Below are 13,145 nucleotides of genomic sequence, written 5' to 3'. Positions count from 1 at the left end.
ATAACTAACGTAGAGTTAGAGTAGAAAGGGGTAGAGAAATGGCGAGAATTCAAGAACTTTCGGAAATACTAGCTAATCAAATTGCAGCAGGAGAAGTAATTGAGCGTCCAGCTTCTGTTGTAAAAGAATTGGTTGAAAATGCTCTTGATGCTGGAAGCACGCAAATCGAAATTTTGATTGAAGAAGCTGGACTTAAAAAAATCAAAATCATCGATAACGGAGAAGGAATTGATCCAGCAGAAGTATTGAATGCTTTTAAACGGCATGCGACTAGTAAAATTTATTCACGAGATGATTTATTTCGAATCCGAACTTTAGGTTTTCGAGGAGAAGCTTTGCCGAGTATCGCCTCTGTTTCAGAAATTACTTTAGAAACTTCTACAGGCGATCAAAAAGGGACGTTCGTTTATTTAAAAGGTGGTCAAGTGATAGAAGAACGGCCAAGCCAAGCAAGAAAGGGAACGATATTGACGGTTGAAAATTTGTTTTTCAATACGCCTGCTCGTCTAAAATACGTTAAAACCATTCAAACGGAACTTTCAAATGTATCTGATATTGTTAATCGAATGGCCATCAGTCATCCAAATGTAGCTTTTCGATTAGTCCATGATGGCAATCAATTATTGCGCACTGCTGGAAATGGTGACTTAAAACAAACCTTAGCCGGTATTTATGGCGTAGCAACAGCCAAAAAAATGCGAAAAATTGAAAAAGAGGATTTAGATTTTAGAATTTCTGGTTTTATTTCTTTACCGGAAGTGACAAGAGCGAACCGTAATTATATTTCTATTATCATCAATGGTCGCTACATTAAAAATTATCTGCTCAATAAAGCTATTATTGCGGGTTACCGTTCGAAATTGATGGTCGGTCGTTTCCCTCTTGCGGTTATAGAGATTACAGCTGATCCTTTGTTGATGGACGTCAATGTCCATCCTACGAAGCAAGAAGTCCGCATCAGTAAAGAAAAAGAATTAATGGAATTGATAGAAACAGCGATCAATGACTGTCTAAGCAATGAACAATTGATTCCTGAAGCTTTGGGAAATCTTAATTTCAAGAACAAAATAAAGCAATCTGCAGAGCAACTAGAACAAACACAATTAGATTTTTCAAGTCCAACATCTGTGGAGGAAGTAAAAGAACCAAGTACACCTTTACGTCCTCACTATTTTTCAAAACCAGTAAACAGTTTATCTGCTCCTTTCCAAGAACAAGCAGAAAAGAATAGTGAACAGATGAACCCCAATTTTGAAAAAAGAGAACCTATGCTGAATAAACCAGCTTTTGAAAGTCCTATTAATACAGAAAATAGTCCTGTTTCTGATCACCAAGCTCCTTATTTGCAGATGGCCGAAAAGATGCTGGCAACAGAAAAACAAGCCGATCTATCAAAAGGTCACCTTCCGTTATTGGATTATATTGGGCAGATGCATGGCACATATTTATTTGCTCAACATGAAGACGGGTTATATATTCTGGACCAGCATGCTGCACAAGAGCGAATAAAATACGAATACTTCCGTAAAAAAATTGGCGAAGTCAGCACAGACCGGCAAGAATTATTGGTACCGATCCTGTTAGATTATCCCAATAACGATGCGATAAAAATCAAAGAAAATCAGCAAGCTTTAGAAGAGATCGGTATTTTTTTAGAACCTTTTGGACAAAATAGTTTTCTCTTGAGAAGCCACCCAGTTTGGTTTAACCATGGTGAAGAAGAACAAATTGTTAAAGAGATGATTGATTTATTATTAGAACAAGGCAAAGTCAGTGTTGCTAAATTTCGCGAAGCGACAGCTATCATGATGAGCTGCAAAGGCTCGATTAAAGCAAATCATCATTTAAATGATGCAGAAGCTCGCATGTTGCTAGCAGATTTGGCAAAAACTGAAAATCCTTATAATTGTCCGCATGGGCGTCCCGTATTGATTCAATTTACGAATAAAGATATGGAAAGAATGTTTAAACGTATCCAAGACCCTCATTAAACGAAGAAAGCGGTACGCCAAAACGAATAAGTTGAAACCCGTAATTAAATGGACTAAACTAAAGTTAGGCATAAAATAAGAATGGATTTGTTGAATTGCTTGCAGACAAGTAGAAGAATAAAGAAAAACTTGGCCCATACGTTACTATTTTTATGAGTTTCCAAAAAAAGATAGGAGAATTAAAATGGAAAAACTAAAAAAAGAAGAATTGAAACAGAAATTAACCCCAATTCAATATGAAGTCACGCAAAACGAAGCAACGGAACGTCCTTTTACTGGAGAATACGATGCTTTTTATGATGATGGTATTTTTGTAGATGTAGTCAGCGGAGAACCGCTATTTTCTTCGACAGATAAGTATGATGCTGGGTGTGGCTGGCCCTCTTTTACAAAACCGATTGATTCCAAAGAAATTATTGAAAAAAAAGATCGTAAGTTTGGAATGATCCGGACAGAAGTACGCAGCCAAAATGCAGATTCTCATTTAGGTCATGTTTTCAACGATGGCCCTTCAGAAGCTGGCGGATTGCGTTATTGTATCAATTCAGCTGCTCTACGTTTCGTTCCAAAAGAAAAACTGGAAGAAGAAGGGTATGGCACTTACCTTAAGTTATTCGCCTAAACGCTAAAAAATAGTTTATTTTCTACATCCTCTCTCGTTAAAACGAGTAGAGGGTGTTTTTATTTAGAATAGCCAAAAAAGCGGCTATAAAAGAAAATGAACGAATTCTTTCAGGGCTTCCTTTTAAACGGTCAGATATGTTAAAATACATTAGGGAACAAGTGTGCTGTTCAGCAACTTTAGTTAAAAGAACGAATGGAGCATAAAATATGTATGAATATATCAAAGGAACGGTTACTTTTGTCGGCCCTGCTTATGTAGTAATTGAAGCAAGCAGCATCGGCTATTTATTGTATATGGCCAACCCTTTCCGCTTTTCTAATAAATTGAATAAAGAAGTAACAATCTATGTTCATCAAGCTGTTCGGGAAGATGCAATCACTTTGTATGGCTTTAAAGATTATAATGAAAAACAACTTTATTTAAAATTAATCAGTGTTTCAGGTATCGGCCCAAAAAGCGGATTAGCCATTTTAGCAAATGATGATCATTCTGGATTGATCCAAGCGATTGAAAGTGAAGATGTTTCTTACTTAACAAAGTTTCCAGGAGTCGGGAAAAAAACCGCCGCTCAAATTATTTTGGATTTAAAAGGAAAGTTGGATGAATTAGAAGGCGTAAGTACTTCTGTTGAAGGATCTGTCCAACAAGAACTGTCCTTATCTACGAATCATGGGCCAGTCAATGAAGCCATAGAAGCTTTAGCGGCTCTTGGGTATAGTGCAAGAGAAATTAAAAAAATTGAACCGGATATCCGGAAGCTGAACAAAGAAACAACAGATGCATATTTAAGAGAAGCATTACGCTTATTGATGAAAAAATAAATGACTCATTCATAAAAGAGGTGAATAAGGTTGACTGCTGAAGAACGGATTATTTCAGGGGAAAGTGATAGTTTAGAGGAAATGTCTATTGAAAAGTCGCTGAGACCTCAATTATTAAGCCAGTATATAGGACAAACAAAATTAAAATTGGAATTAGGCATTTACATTACGGCTGCTAAAAGTCGAGAAGAGGCATTGGATCATGTTTTATTATATGGACCGCCTGGACTGGGGAAAACAACAATGGCAATGGTCATTGCGAATGAAATGGGTGTGAATATTCGAACTACAAGTGGTCCAGCTATTGAAAAAGCTGGTGATTTAGTTGCACTTTTAAATGAATTAGAAGCTGGAGATATCCTTTTTATTGATGAAATCCACAGAATGCCCCGTATGGTAGAGGAAATGTTGTATTCGGCTATGGAAGATTATTTTGTGGATATCATTGTGGGACAAGGACCGACAGCTCATCCCGTCCATTTCCCTTTGCCGCCCTTTACTTTGGTAGGCGCAACTACGCGTGCTGGTATGTTATCAGCCCCTTTGCGTGATCGTTTTGGTATTGTTTCTCATATGGAGTATTACAACGTAACCGATTTAAGCGATATTGTGATTCGGTCTGCTGAAATTTTTCAAACAGAAATCCATGATAATGGTGCTTTAGAAATTGCCAGACGTTCAAGAGGAACACCAAGGGTAGCTAATCGTCTGTTGAAACGAGTGAGAGACTATGCTCAAGTTCAATCGAATGGAGTCGTTGATAAAAAAGTAGCGGACGCTGCTTTAACGATGTTGCGAGTTGATCAAAGAGGCTTGGATTTTGTCGATCAAAAGTTAGTCCGAACAATGATTGAAGTTTATAATGGGGGACCGGTAGGCTTGTCAACGATAGCTGCAAACATTGGAGAAGAAATTGAGACAATTGAAGACATGGTCGAACCTTACTTATTGCAAATGGGCTTTATTCAACGAACGCCACGTGGTAGAATTGTTACACAATTAGGTTTCGAACATTTAGGTTACCCTATTAATAATCAATAAGGAGCGTTTAGTTATGTTATCAACAAATGATTTTGATTTTGAATTACCGGAGGAGTTGATTGCCCAAACTCCATTAGAAAACCGCTCCAGTTCAAAGTTACTAGTTTTGGATAAAGAAACAGGAAATATTGAAGATAAACATTTTCCGGCTATTTTAGATGAATTGGAAGCCGGAGATGCATTAGTGATGAATGATACACGTGTTTTGCCAGCTCGTCTTTATGGCACGAAGCCAGAAACCGGTGGACACGTAGAAGTCTTATTATTAAAAAATACAACTGAGGATCAATGGGAAACATTGGTTAAGCCTGCTAAACGGGCAAAAGTGGGAACAGAGATCCACTTTGGCGATGGCCGTTTAAAAGCAATTGTAAAAGAGGAATTAGATCATGGAGGACGGATCATTGATTTTTCTTATGAAGGCATTTTTTTAGAAGTTTTAGAATCTTTAGGTGAAATGCCTTTGCCGCCTTATATTAAAGAACGTTTAGAAGATAAAAATCGCTATCAAACGGTTTATGCAAAAGAAAACGGCTCTGCTGCAGCTCCGACGGCTGGCCTTCACTTTACAGAAGAATTACTGGAACAGATCAAAGCAAAAGGAGTTCGTTTGGTTTTCTTGACTCTACATGTGGGACTGGGTACTTTTCGTCCTGTGAGTGTCGAAAATATTGAAAATCACGAAATGCATTCAGAATTTTATCGGCTGACAAAAGAAGCCGCAGCTGAACTAAATGATGTAAAGGCTGCAGGCGGAAAAATTGTAGCAGTAGGAACAACTTCTATTCGCACACTCGAAACCATTGGAACTAAATTTGATGGTGAAATTAAGGCAGACAGCGGTTGGACCAGTATTTTCATCTCACCGGGATACCAATTTAAAGTAGTAGATGCCTTTACAACTAATTTTCATTTGCCTAAATCAACGTTAGTGATGTTAGTCAGTGCTTTTGCAGGAAAAGATCAAGTTTTAGCTGCTTATGCGCATGCAGTAAAAGAAAACTATCGGTTCTTTAGTTTTGGCGATGCCATGTTTGTAAAATAAAAATGAACCATGAACTCTCTTTAAAAAGGACTGTTTGGACAATAAAAAGAGAAGCCGGCTAACTAACTGCCAACTTCTCTTTTGTTTTAAGAGAGGTATGAGTGAACTGTTTATTGTTTAAAGGTAAATAGTGGTTACTGAATCTCTTTAAAAACGACATGCGGTTCATTCTACTTTATTCGTACGTTCATTTAAGCTTTAGCTCATCATCCTAACAAAAGGCTTTTCCATGATTTTGCTCACTTTACACTGTGTTACTTAATGAATGGTGAAACTGGTAATTCAAAAACAGGATGTTGTGTTTATTGTTTCTTTGAAACTAAACAACTAAGAAATTCTATCGTTCACTCATACGAGCATCTCTCTTTACACTCATAATATAGCATAGAAAGTTATCGCTTACAAACAATATGCTTATTGTTTTGACTTAAGTTGCCAAAATAAAAAAAAACAGTATAATCAGTGAAGTATAACAGTGAAGTATAAAATTAAAATTCTCACGCAAAGTTAAATGAAAGTAGGAAAATTATTATGTCAGAACCGGCAATCAAATACCGCTTAATAAAAAAAGAAAAACATACTGGAGCTCGTTTGGGAGAAATTATTACTCCTCATGGAACTTTTCCGACACCTATGTTCATGCCAGTCGGTACGTTAGCAACTGTTAAAAGTATTGCACCTGAAGAGCTTGAATCTATGGGTGCGAATATCATTTTAAGTAACACCTATCATTTATGGTTAAGACCAGGAGAAGACATCGTTGAGGAAGCTGGCGGGCTGCATAAGTTTATGAATTGGGACAAAGGGATCTTAACAGATTCTGGCGGATTCCAAGTATTCTCTCTTAGTGATTTACGCCAAATCGAAGAAAAAGGGGTTCATTTTAGAAACCACTTAAATGGTTCAAAAATGTTTCTTTCTCCAGAGAAGGCTATCGCTATTCAAAACAAATTAGGTCCGGATATTATGATGAGTTTTGATGAATGTGCACCTTTTGATGAAAGCTTTGATTACGTTAAAAAATCTGTCGAGCGTACAAGCCGCTGGGCAGAACGCGGCTTAAAAGCTCATGCAAATCCGCAACAACAAGGCTTGTTTGGCATCATTCAAGGAGCAGGATATAAAGAATTACGTGAACAAAGTGCGAAAGATTTGGTTTCGATGGATTTTCCTGGATATTCAATCGGCGGATTATCTGTTGGAGAGCCTAAACACTTGATGAATGAAGTCCTTGAATACACAACACCATTGATCCCAGAAAACAAACCCCGTTACTTAATGGGAGTAGGTACAGCTGATTCATTGATTGATGGAGTGATACGTGGAGTAGACATGTTTGATTGTGTGCTGCCGACTCGAATCGCGCGTAATGGAACGTGTATGACGAGCCAAGGACGAGTCGTGATTAAAAATGCAAAATACGAGCGTGACTTTGGTCCTCTTGATGCAAAATGTAATTGTTATACCTGTAAAAATTACTCACGTGCTTATATCCGTCATTTGATTAAAACAGATGAGACTTTTGGGTTGCGTTTAACCAGTTACCATAATCTTTATTTCTTATTAAATGTGATGAAAAACGTCAGACAGGCTATTATGGATGACAATCTGCTTGAATTTAGAGAAAACTTTTTTGAAGAATATGGCTATAATAAGCCAAATGCTAGAAATTTCTAAATTTAATGAAAAATTAAGTGGTACTAGCTCCTAAGTTTTGGTACAGTTAATAATGAAGAAGAAATCAACCCGGAAAAGAATGGAGTGAAGAAATGGAATTTATTTTAAGCATTTTACCATTTGCTGCTATCATGGTATTAATGTATTTTATGATGATCAGACCGCAAAAAAAAGCTGCTGATAAAACTAAAAATATGTTGGATTCAATGAAAAAAGGTGATGGTGTGGTCACAATCGGCGGATTACATGGCATCGTTGATGAAATTAACGATACCAATAAAACAGTTGTTTTAGATTGTGAAGGCATTTTTCTGACGTTCGAAAGACGAGCAATTGCACGTATTAAAGATGTAGCATCTGCAGCGTCAGTTGGACCGACTGAAACAATAACTGAAGATTCAAATGAAGTAGAATAATAAAATTTAACGATTCAATAAGCAAAAGAGAAGATAAACTATCTTTTCTTTTGTTTTTTCTCTTGAAACTGAGAACAAAGTGATCGATTTTCTTATAATGTATAAAAGGAATGAAGTACGGTATGGAGTCAATTGAAATTTTCCTTTTATGATTAGTTTGTCTTAGTCTCAAAGATTTCCTTTTCTGGAGTATAGGAGTGTTTGATTTGGAAGAACATTCAATCCCTCAGTTTGAGAAAATTGAGCCATGGTTAAATTTAAAAATTAAAGAATTTCAATTGCTAGGATATCAACAAATTTCTCAGGCAGATTTATGGCATTATTTGATTTCTTTTTGTTGGAAAAAATCTGTACCTGCTCATTATTATCAACAAATTCAAGAAATAATGAGTTTAACGCCAAATAATTATTTAGATTTTGCCTCTATTGAAGCGCTGGTTTCTCCTGCTGTCTCCTTAGAAGAGATGGAAATATTTGATTTATTTTAATATAAAAAAGAAGAGGCGAAAAACCTTTTCTTTTTTTTATTAAATTTGTGATTTATTTAACAAATAGTATTTTTTAATAATAAAAGAGCTGTTTCCTTTTTTTAAACAAAAAAATAGAGGTTAACGTTGTTTTTAAAGCATTTTATATAAGGGTAAATATTTTTTGAATAAACTTTCATATATGTGTTTACTTTTTTGTAAAAGTAGTTTATGCTTATATTGTGAAATTAATAACAATTGAAACAGGAGGAATCAAAATGACTTCTACAAAAACGATAGAAAAACAACGAACACATGAAAAAAAAGAGAAGGTACAAAAAGAAACCGTCCAATCTCAAATCAATGAAATGACGCGTAAGGGAAAAACGGCTTTAGCTGTATTAGAAAGTTTTGATCAAGAAAAAATTGATCACATTGTCCACCAAATGGCTTTAGCAGGGTTAAATGACCATATGAAATTGGCGAAAATGGCTGTTGAAGAAACTGGCCGTGGTATTTATGAAGACAAATGTATTAAAAATATGTTTTCAACAGAATCTATTTGGAATTCAATTAAAGATAATAAGACAGTTGGAATAATCAGTGATGATGATCAAACACAGTTAATTGAAGTCGCTACACCAGTAGGGATAGTCTGTGGAGTAACTCCCGTGACAAATCCGACATCAACGACTTTATTTAAAGCGTTGATTTCCATCAAAACAAGAAATCCTATTATCTTCGCTTTTCATCCAAGCGCACAAGCTTGTTCAGAAGCTGCTGCACAAATTGTTTTAGAAGCCGCTGTTAAAGCAGGTGCTCCTAAAGATTGTATTCAATGGATAAAACAACCTTCACTAGAAGCTACGAATGCATTAATGAATCATCCTGACATTGCTATTGTGTTAGCTACTGGTGGTTCTGGTATGGTTAAAGCAGCGTATTCTACAGGAAAACCTGCATTAGGAGTAGGACCAGGAAATGTACCGAGCTATATTGAAAAGTCTGCCAAGATCAAGCGAGCAGTCAATGATATCATTGCTTCTAAATCATTTGATAATGGAATGATTTGTGCTTCTGAACAAGCTGTCATTGTAGATCAAGAAATTTATGGGGCAGTAAAATCAGAATTTGAAAAGCATCAAGTTTATTTTGTAAAACCTGAAGAAATAGAGAAATTAGAAGAAGCAGTGATGAATCAAGACAAAACAGCTGTCAATCCAACTGTTGTAGGTCAACCAGCTTGGAGAATCGCTGAACTTGCAGGAATTCAAATTCCTAAAGAAACAAAAATAATTGTGGCTGAATTAGCTGGAGTTGGAGAAGATTATCCTTTATCGCGTGAAAAACTTTCACCAGTATTAGCCATGTTAAAAGCAGAATCGACTGAGCAAGGGTTTGTATTAGCACAGAAAATGTTGGAACTAGGCGGGTTAGGACATTCTGCTGCCATTCATACGATGAATGATGAATTGGCTAGAGAATATGGTGAAAAAATGAAGGCTTGCCGTATTTTAGTAAATTCACCAACAGCACAAGGCGGTATAGGAGATCTCTACAATAATATGATTCCTTCTTTGACATTAGGTTGTGGCTCATATGGTAAAAATTCAGTATCAAAAAACGTCTCCACTATTAATTTATTGAATATCAAAACAATTGCGAAACGGAGAAATAATATGCAATGGTTTAAATTACCTTCAAAAATTTACTTCGAAAAGAATTCGATTCATTATTTACAAGAAATGGAGAATATGGAAAGAGTTTTCCTAGTTTGCGATCCCGGGATGGTAGAATTTGGTTATGCTGATAAAATTATCAATGAGCTCTATAAACGTAAGAATCCTGTACAAGTTGAAGTGTTTTCAAATGTTGAACCAAATCCATCAACCAATACGGTCATGGCAGGAACAGAAGCCATGTTCCAATTTCAGCCAGATACAGTCATTGCGATCGGCGGCGGTTCGGCGATGGATGCTGCAAAAGGCATGTGGTTGTTTTACGAAAAACCAGAAACAGAATTTTTTGGAGCCAAACAAAAATTCTTAGATATTCGGAAACGGACGTATAAGATCCCGACTTTAGAAAAAACACAATTTGTTTGCATTCCAACGACTTCTGGGACCGGTTCAGAAGTTACTCCTTTTGCGGTAATTACGGATAGTGAAACCCATGTGAAATATCCGTTGGCTGATTATGCTCTAACACCGAATGTTGCGATTATTGATCCGCAATTTGTCATGAGTGTTCCTAAATCAGTGACCGCAGATACGGGGATGGATGTATTGACTCATGCAATTGAATCTTATGTTTCTGTGATGGCAAGCGATTATACAAAAGGATTGAGTTTACAAGCGATTAAATTGGTGTTTGAAAACTTGAGAGATTCTTATGCCTATGCGAATGAAGAATCACGTGAAAAAATGCACAATGCATCTACCTTAGCTGGTATGGCTTTTGCTAATGCGTTTTTAGGAATCAATCATTCGATAGCCCATAAAATAGGAGGGGAATACAATATTCCTCATGGCCGGACAAATGCCATCTTACTGCCTCATGTTATCCGCTATAATGCGAAAGATCCTTCAAAACATGCTTTATTTCCTAAGTATGAGTATTTCCGTGCAGACGAAGATTATGCTGAAATTGCTCGCTTCATGGGATTCGAGGGTACCACAACCGAAGAGTTGGTAGAATCATTTATTGCTGAAATCGTTAAACTAGGAAAAGATGTCGGTATTGAAATGAGTTTGAAAGCTCAAGGAGTGACACAAGAAGTAATAGATGCAACGGTTGACCATATGGCTGAATTAGCGTTCTTAGATCAATGTACCACAGCTAATCCAAAACAACCTTTGATTACCGAGTTGCGTCAAATCATTATTGAAGCCTATGAAGGAGAATAGTTCCACATCATAAATTCTGTAAAAGAGCAGCGGATTTCAGCTGCTCTTTTTATATTTTTTTAAACAAACCTTAAAAAAATATGAGAGAATTGCTTTTTGTAAGTAAAATAGATATAATTAATAGAGTTAGGCAGACCTAAAAATAAAAAGCAGGTGAAGAGAATGACACCCAATAAAGAAGACTATTTAAAAATCATTTATGAACTTGGCGGAACAGATAAAAAAATAAACAATAAAGAGATTGTAGAAAGATTAGCAGTTTCGGCAGCATCTGTCAGTGAAATGATGTCTAAATTATTAAAAGAAGGATTTATTGAGCGAGTTCCTTATCAAGGTGTGCAACTTACAGCAGAAGGTTTGCGGAAAGCTAGTACCCTTATCCGAAAACATCGTTTATGGGAAGTCTTTTTAGTCGAACACTTAGGTTATTCTTGGAACGAGGTCCATGCAGAAGCAGAAGTATTAGAACATGTTTCTTCAGTGGAATTAACCAATCGGCTAGAAGGTTACTTAAATTATCCTAAAATATGTCCTCATGGAGGAATGATTCCTGATAAAAATGGCGTTTTAAAAGAACCGCAATTACCGACTTTAACTGAACAACCAGTAAATCAAAAAGTTAGAATTAAACGAGTAGCGGATGAAAGAGAATTATTAGATTATTTAGTGTCTATCGGGATTCAAATAAATGATGTTTATACGATTGTGGAAGTGGGAGCTTATGAAGGGTCTATTGTAATGGAAAAAGAGAATAAGCAGTTTCAGATTAGTTTTAAGGCAGCTTCTAGCGTATATGTTCAAGCTTTATAGAAAAGGACACCCTTAGGGATGTCCTTTTTTGTCTAAAAAAAAAATAGTACCAAAGGATAAGATGAACAAATCTTGTATAAGAATATACGTTCGCGTATAATTATAATAGAGAAAAAAGGGGGTGGAGAAGGTGGAATTTGGAGTAGTCCAATTTGATGAGCCGGTCAGAGATACTTCAAGAAAAATTATTCATATTGATATGGACGCCTTCTTCGCTTCAGTCGAAGAAAGAGAACATCCGGAATTAAAGGGACAGCCTATTATTATTGCCAATCATCCTAAGTTAACAAATGGCAAAGGGGTAGTCGCTACTGCAAATTATGTTGCTCGAACGTATGGCGTTCATTCTGCAATGAGCGCACAAAAAGCTTATGAATTGTGCCCAAAAGGCGTGTTTATTCCAGGAAACTATGAGTTGTACCGTGAAGTTTCAAAAAAAGTCAGAGAGGTTTTTAAGCAGTATACCGATACGATCGAACCGTTATCTTTAGATGAAGCTTATTTAGATGTAACTGAAAATAAAAAAGGGATCAAAAGTGCCACACATATTGCTTATGCTATTCAAAAAGAGGTCTGGGAAAGTGTCCATTTAACTTGTTCTGCAGGTGTTTCATACAATAAATTCATTGCTAAATTAGCTTCTGATTATAAAAAGCCAGCTGGCGTCACGGTTATCCCTCCGGAAGAAGCGCTAGATTTTTTAAGAAAGCTGCCAATTGAAAAGTATTATGGAGTTGGTAAGAAGACAGTAGAACGCATGCACGAATTAAATGTTTTTAATGGAGAAGATCTATACCAGATGAATGAAATGGAATTAATTCATTCTTTTGGGAAAATGGGCTATTCGCTTTACAGAAAAGTTAGAGGTATAGATGATTCTCCTGTTCGCGTAAGCCGAGAAAGGAAATCTGTGGGACGGGAAAACACATATAGAAGAAATCTTACTACTGAAAATGAAGTAACAGCAGAATTGCGTTTTTTAGCTAGAAAAGTTGAACGTTCTTTACTTAAAGAACAAAAACATGGCAAAACCGTAGTTTTAAAAATTCGGTACTCAGATTTCGAAACGGTCACCAAACGATTAACTTTGCCGCATTATCTTCGAGATGCGGAAGAGCTGTTTTTTCATACTCAAAATATTTGGGATGAAATCGGCAACCTTCAAAAAGGGGTAAGACTATTGGGGATAACGGTCACAACCCTTGACCCTTTGTCATTTGAGAATATCGTTTTGCCTCTTTGGGACAATGAGCATTAATCCATATTAAAAATAAACAAGCTAAATTGCATTCTATTTTTTACAAAGGTATAATAAAGATACTAATACAGATTTTTTCTTGTGTTAT

11 protein-coding genes are annotated in these 13,145 nt (G+C 36.2%); all 11 read left to right on the top strand.

All coding sequences use genetic code 11. The features are described from left to right. The first annotated feature begins 38 nt into the window (after positions 1-38). The 11 genes from mutL (at position 39) to dinB (ending at position 13,057) form a co-directional block, all read left to right on the top strand. The gene (gene mutL / locus BR87_RS04355) at positions 39-1,991 is read left to right on the top strand and encodes a DNA mismatch repair endonuclease MutL (protein ID WP_035029166.1); all 1,953 of its coding nucleotides are present in this window, start codon (positions 39-41) and stop codon (positions 1,989-1,991) included. A gap of 184 nt (positions 1,992-2,175) precedes the next feature. Beyond that, on the top strand, positions 2,176-2,613 hold the full coding sequence (msrB, locus tag BR87_RS04350; protein ID WP_035029164.1) for a peptide-methionine (R)-S-oxide reductase MsrB: 438 nt from the start codon (positions 2,176-2,178) through the stop codon (positions 2,611-2,613). Positions 2,614-2,822: 209 nt separating this feature from the next. After that, positions 2,823-3,437 carry a Holliday junction branch migration protein RuvA gene (gene ruvA, locus BR87_RS04345; RefSeq protein ID WP_035029162.1) on the top strand — a complete coding sequence of 205 codons (615 nt, stop codon included), beginning with the start codon at positions 2,823-2,825 and terminating at the stop codon, positions 3,435-3,437. 30 nt (positions 3,438-3,467) lie between these two features. Next, positions 3,468-4,478 (top strand): Holliday junction branch migration DNA helicase RuvB, encoded by a 1,011-nt coding sequence (gene ruvB, locus BR87_RS04340; protein WP_035029160.1) that lies wholly within the window; start codon positions 3,468-3,470, stop codon positions 4,476-4,478. Positions 4,479-4,491: 13 nt separating this feature from the next. Further along, the gene (queA, locus tag BR87_RS04335; RefSeq protein ID WP_035029158.1) at positions 4,492-5,523 is read left to right on the top strand and encodes a tRNA preQ1(34) S-adenosylmethionine ribosyltransferase-isomerase QueA; all 1,032 of its coding nucleotides are present in this window, start codon (positions 4,492-4,494) and stop codon (positions 5,521-5,523) included. Positions 5,524-6,054: 531 nt separating this feature from the next. Continuing rightward, positions 6,055-7,200: a tRNA guanosine(34) transglycosylase Tgt gene (tgt, locus tag BR87_RS04330; protein ID WP_035029155.1), complete on the top strand. Its 1,146-nt coding sequence runs from the start codon at positions 6,055-6,057 to the stop codon at positions 7,198-7,200. Positions 7,201-7,292: 92 nt separating this feature from the next. Next, on the top strand, positions 7,293-7,616 hold the full coding sequence (gene yajC, locus BR87_RS04325; RefSeq protein ID WP_035029152.1) for a preprotein translocase subunit YajC: 324 nt from the start codon (positions 7,293-7,295) through the stop codon (positions 7,614-7,616). Between the two features lie 206 nt (positions 7,617-7,822). Continuing rightward, complete coding sequence (locus BR87_RS04320) at positions 7,823-8,104, top strand: post-transcriptional regulator (protein ID WP_035029149.1); 282 nt, start codon at positions 7,823-7,825, stop codon at positions 8,102-8,104. A gap of 257 nt (positions 8,105-8,361) precedes the next feature. Beyond that, positions 8,362-10,989 carry a bifunctional acetaldehyde-CoA/alcohol dehydrogenase gene (gene adhE, locus BR87_RS04315; protein WP_035029147.1) on the top strand — a complete coding sequence of 876 codons (2,628 nt, stop codon included), beginning with the start codon at positions 8,362-8,364 and terminating at the stop codon, positions 10,987-10,989. A 162-nt stretch (positions 10,990-11,151) separates the two neighbouring features. Continuing rightward, complete coding sequence (locus tag BR87_RS04310; RefSeq protein WP_035029144.1) at positions 11,152-11,799, top strand: metal-dependent transcriptional regulator; 648 nt, start codon at positions 11,152-11,154, stop codon at positions 11,797-11,799. Between the two features lie 130 nt (positions 11,800-11,929). Further along, positions 11,930-13,057 (top strand): DNA polymerase IV, encoded by a 1,128-nt coding sequence (dinB, locus tag BR87_RS04305; RefSeq protein ID WP_035029141.1) that lies wholly within the window; start codon positions 11,930-11,932, stop codon positions 13,055-13,057. Positions 13,058-13,145 lie beyond the last annotated feature (88 nt).

Source organism: Carnobacterium mobile DSM 4848 (assembly GCF_000744825.1).
GTDB classification, from domain to species: Bacteria; Bacillota; Bacilli; order Lactobacillales; family Carnobacteriaceae; genus Carnobacterium_A; species Carnobacterium_A mobile.
The sequence above is the reverse complement of the archived record's forward strand: the minus strand, read 5'-3'. Positions and strand labels throughout refer to the sequence as shown.

Coding starts and splice junctions, on each gene's coding strand:
- msrB (WP_035029164.1), top strand. CDS start 2,176: ATGGAAAAACTAAAAAAAGAAGAATTGAAACAGAAATTAACCCCAATT.
- BR87_RS04310 (WP_035029144.1), top strand. CDS start 11,152: ATGACACCCAATAAAGAAGACTATTTAAAAATCATTTATGAACTTGGC.
- tgt (WP_035029155.1), top strand. CDS start 6,055: ATGTCAGAACCGGCAATCAAATACCGCTTAATAAAAAAAGAAAAACAT.
- mutL (WP_035029166.1), top strand. CDS start 39: ATGGCGAGAATTCAAGAACTTTCGGAAATACTAGCTAATCAAATTGCA.
- queA (WP_035029158.1), top strand. CDS start 4,492: ATGTTATCAACAAATGATTTTGATTTTGAATTACCGGAGGAGTTGATT.
- yajC (WP_035029152.1), top strand. CDS start 7,293: ATGGAATTTATTTTAAGCATTTTACCATTTGCTGCTATCATGGTATTA.
- ruvA (WP_035029162.1), top strand. CDS start 2,823: ATGTATGAATATATCAAAGGAACGGTTACTTTTGTCGGCCCTGCTTAT.
- adhE (WP_035029147.1), top strand. CDS start 8,362: ATGACTTCTACAAAAACGATAGAAAAACAACGAACACATGAAAAAAAA.